The following is a 5224-nucleotide window of genomic DNA, read 5'->3' as shown; positions in this document are numbered from 1 at the left end:
GGGTCATATCCTCTATATTTTGTCTTTAATGCAGGGTGATCCCACTGAACTCCTGTATCTATGCTACCAACAACTATTCCTGTTCCATCTATTCCCAGACCCCAAACATCAGGCGCTCCAATTTTTTCAATGCCCCATTCTACATTATTAGTCGCTTGAACTTGAACTTCAGTAGTTTTTGCAGGCTCAATTAACTTTGTAATACCATTAGGTCTTATACTTTCAACCTCAGGCATAGCCGCTATGTTTCTCATAACTTCCTCTGTTGCTGTAACTGCCATACCATTTACTATATAAAATGACTCATAATCCTTTACATTTCCTTTAAGCTTTTCTTTTTTAATATAATTCTTCAAATTTGTCTGTGATGAATCTGATTTAATTCTTAATTCAGAAACGATTGATGAACGAACTACTAACTCTTTTTTTACATTTGATAGTTGCTTATTCTTAGCTTTAACATCATTAGCAACCTTTACTGTATCTACCTGATCCTTAAATTTTACAAGAAAGGTAGTTTGAGAGTTATTTGCAAATTCTTTTTCAAGTTCTGGACTTATTTTATTCTCTATTACCTCTTTAGCGTTATAGCTTGTCCCAATATTGTCCTTTGCATAAGCCTTAACATAATTTCCAGCTGGTGCAGCAAATGAACTTACTGTAAGTAATAAAGCTGTCGACAATGCACTCAATTTCTTGGTGATTTTTATCATGTTTATCCCCCAATATTTAGATTGAATTTACATAAATAATCCTTTCCCTTAACTGCTTGAATTCATTAACTTATAAAATAGGTTTTGAGATGATCCTTACAACAGTTCATCAATTAAGTTATTTCATTCCATTCAAACTTACAGCTAGTAACGTTTTCATTAAGTTACAAATGTTAAGAAATATCATAAAGTATGATTCATAGTTGAATAGGATAAATTAAGAGATTGCTAACAAGATGAAAGCAGCTTATTTGTCTACAAGCTGGAAGGACCTTATAAAAAGGTCCTTTTTCATATAGTGTAAATCAAAATTAAATATGAAACTAAAAGTATTAATAAAGCCTAGTTAAAAATTTAGCAATGCTACTTATTTTATGACTCAATTTATTTAACAGTGATTTTTCTTAGAACCGTAGTTTTGTTCCCAGTTTTATCAGCAACTACATACTTTAACGTATAAGTACCTTTTTTCTTTGTATTTACAGTTCCAGTAATTTTAATTACTTTTGTTAAATCTCCGTCTACATTATCTTTTGCAGTAACGCCTGCCCTTGCATTGAATTTAGACTTTACTTTAATTGTTTTCGATTTTGCACCATAAATGACAGGTTTAATATTGTCTTTTACAGTGATTTTTCTTGTAATAACCTTTTTATTACCGGAAGAATCAGTAACCGAATATGTTAATGTGTATGTTCCGATTTTCTTTGTATTTACTGTTCCCGTTACTTTGATAAGTTTTGTTAAAGATCCATCCACATTATCTTTAGCAGTTACATCTTTTAGTGGATTGAATTTAGTATTGATATTAATTGTTTTGTTACCTGCACCGTAAATCACAGGTTTAATATTATCAATCACTGTGATCGTTCTTTTAACTGTTGTTACATTCCCAAACTTATCGCTCACCGTGTAAGTAAGTACGTAAGAACCTTTTTTCTTAGTATCTACAATACCTGTTACTCTAATGGATTTAGTTAAATCACCATCTACATTATCTACTGCAGATACTCCAGCCATTGGTTCAAACTTTGAATTAATATTTAATTTCTTATCTGTCGTACCATATATAAGTGGTTTAATTGAATCGATATATAGCTTTCCTGCTGCCTTGGAACTTAATGAATTTCCATTCATATCTTCTACTTTTACCACTATTTGTGCACCGTTTAATGTAAGCTTGTTAGTTGCTTTCCAGTATCCCTCATAGTGTCCAGTGCCATTTCCATTTGCATCCTTTACTTCGGTCATAACTACTTCAAAGTTGCTTAAACTTGCAGTTGGCACAGATGCTGCGCTTGTTATGCCATTAATCGGAGCGTTAATTGTAAATACTGCCTTTTTTAATCCAGGCTCACTGTCGAACCCAACCTTTAATGTTTGATCTGCCTTTAATATTACATCACTCGATGGCATTATATTTTTAATTTCACGTATTGGGTATTTTACATTAACTGTTATGCTCTTAGCAGTTTTATTTCCTGCTTTGTCTCTAGCAACAACATTTATTATATTTTTCCCTTCCTTGGACATAAGCTTTACTGTCCAATTTCCATTTGAATCTATGTCTGGCCTTGTTCCATTAACATCAACATAATCTAAATAATCATCTTTGGCTGTTCCTGTTACAGTTATAACCTGATCATTTATATTTGCGTTATTTTGTGGGCTTGTAATTTCTAAAACTGGTGCTGCTTTGTCTACTATGACCTTTATTTCCTTCGAATAAGGAGTAGAACCGAGTTCTGTTATAGTTTTTGCCTTTAGAATATTAACTCCCTCTTGAAGTACAGCGTCAATTGAGAAGCTTCCATCAGCATTTGTCTTTCCATTTGCTATATCTTCATCTTTGCTAAATATATGAACGTCCATTCCTGGAGCCGCCATACCTTTTATTGTTACTTTTTCATTATTTACATATGGGTTGTCTACTGGTGATGTTATAACTGGAGCTAGTGCTTCAAGCTTAACTGTTGATCTAATCATTATGTTTCCATACTCTTTACTCGCTAAAGTGAATGGACCATCTTTTTCAAACCACCATGATCTTCCTGTTGGTACTGTAGTTTTATCCAGTGATATTCCTGGAGATAACAAAGAAGGCTGATCCTGTATTAAAACCATATAATAATCGCCTGTTACAACTATTCGCTTTGCGGATAAATCAACGACTGTCCATTTTCCTTCCTCCCTAGGAGTAGTTGCATTAAACGGACCTGCTATCATTTTTCCAGGAGCGCCATCCTTTCCACTTGTATCATAAACTGCCACCTTAAATGTAGTTCCACCTGGTGTTGGCCATTTTGTACCAAACATAAATAATCCAGAGGTTACTATTGCTCTAGTCTCTCCCTCCGGAAGTGACATTCTTACTGCATAGCCGCCTCCCGGTTGAAATTGAGCTACTGTATCTTCTGCTGTTCCATCATCATAGCCGATCTCTCCTGAATAATTTATAAACGGTTTTTGCTGAATATCATGTGTAACATTTTCCTTACCCGTAATATCTACGGTAACTTTCTCATCAAAGTAGTCCTCAGCTATAACCTGTACTGTATATTTACCTTCATATGCAGTTATTGAGTAATTACCCTCTGCATCAGTTGTAACTGGTGCTACTGCTGCATCCTCGATTAAGTAAAGTTTAGCGTTTTTCACAGGTTTTCCTGTTTGCGCATTAGTGATTTTACCTGTTAATGTTCTCTTAGGTATTGGAGCCAATGTAATGTTTGTATTTTCAAGAACTTGGTTAGCTGCTACTTGAACCTTCTTATCCTGTGGATAGTACCCATACTTTTCAGCTCTTAATGTATACGCTCCTTCTTTCACCTTAAAACTATATGATCCGTCTTGCGGATTTGTTTTTGTTGAACGACCATTTTCAACAATAGTCACTGTGGCTGATAATGGAAGTCTTGCCATCTCAGTGTTTGCCTGCACTGAATTTTTTACTTGTTGTTTTGGGCTGTTGCTTAAAACTGATCTGCCATCTGATGCTGCAGGTAGATCTTTTAATCTAATTTGTTCTTCAGGGCCATTGCTTAAAACTGATGTATTACCTAGTGCTGCAGATTTATCTGTTAAATTCACATCATCTATAAACCATCCCTGATGATTATTGGAGGTGGAGGTACCAGACATAAATACAAAAAAGATACTTACTTTCTTTCCTGCATATTCGCTTATATCTATTTCTTCATTTGAATATCCTCCTGTCTTAGTGCCTGCATATTTTGCTACACTCGTAAAATAATCATTGCCGTCAATTTGAACACCAACTTTTGCAATGGCATTATTTTCTTCTAGATCATACCAATTTTTAAACTGCAAATAAGCATGTTCTTTCGGCAAGACAATTTTAGGCGATATCAATCCCATTACTTGATTTTCTGAATACGTTCCTTCAAGATTAGTAGCAAAAACCTTTTCTCCCGAAGCTGCTGCCATAGGTCCTGTCGTTGGTTTTCCCCACTGCCATTTAGGAGCTCCGACTATTTCCCATCCTGTTATATCTGTTTCAAAATCATTAAAGTATCCTACTTGAGAGTTAACAAGTATTGTATAGATATCACTTGTAACCTCGTTCTTTCCAAAGTCAACTATTCTCCATCTGTAAGATAGATTTGATCCTGCCACTACTCTATCTGCTGGAATTATCGCTTCATAGCTTCCTGACTGGATGTCTCCACTCTGCCTTTCAGCTGCAACTGTTGTCCACTCATCCGATGGATTATTTCTATATTGAAGCTCAACTGTCTTAACGCTTATATTATCCTGTACATCTATTTTTAATTTTTGTTCAAATCCTACGTCTGCCTCTTTAACAGGTATATGATTAAAAGTTGGCGGAACTGTATCCTCGGCATCTTCTGATACTTGGCCTTTAATATCAGAAATTCCTGGCATAACTGATGTTACAGCCTTAAGTGCATTAATCACACCATATCCATATCCATTGTTAGGGGTTTCAGGATAATCATAGTTAGTACAAGGAGTTGCTGTTTCCTTTATTATTCTTTCAATATCACTTACTGTTAAAGATGAATTGGCTTGAAGTAATAATGCTACAAGTCCTGATGTATGTGGACCTGCCATCGAGGTTCCATTCCATCCCCCCTCATATTTACCTCCTGGAACTGATGATCTTATATTAACTCCAGGTGCTGAAATATCAGGCTTAAGTATTCCACCATATGGTGATGGTCCCCTTAATGAGAAATTGGCTAATTTGTTGTTTATGTCAGTTGCTCCTGTTGCAAAGGATTCTTGATAGTTTGCAGGATTAGCAACTGATCCAGGTCCACCGGGATTGTAAAGAGTTGTATTTCCTGCTGAAAATTCCGGGAATATATTTGCTGCTCTCCAATTTGTTACAACAGTTTTATACCAATCATTTATTCCAGGACTTCCTCCCCATGAGTTATTAACTACATCAGGAGCCATTTCTGGATGTGGTACGCCATTTTTATCTTTAGGAGCAAGCATCCATTCACCTGCTTCTATTAAATCTT

At 35.3% G+C, this 5224-nt stretch carries 2 protein-coding genes; both read right to left on the bottom strand.

Annotated features, from left to right (window positions below; translation table 11 throughout):
- On the bottom strand, positions 1–713 hold a 713-nt coding region (locus AN960_RS21540; protein WP_172795447.1), incomplete at its 3' end, for a protease inhibitor I9 family protein.
- A 384-nt stretch (positions 714–1097) separates the two neighbouring features.
- Positions 1098–5224: immunoglobulin-like domain-containing protein (locus AN960_RS21535; RefSeq protein ID WP_056476173.1), on the bottom strand; the 4127-nt coding region annotated here is incomplete at its 5' end.

It is taken from the genome of Bacillus sp. FJAT-25509 (genome assembly GCF_001420605.1).
Taxonomy (GTDB): domain Bacteria; phylum Bacillota; class Bacilli; order Bacillales; family Bacillaceae_G; genus Gottfriedia.
The sequence above is the reverse complement of the archived record's forward strand: the minus strand, read 5'-3'. Positions and strand labels throughout refer to the sequence as shown.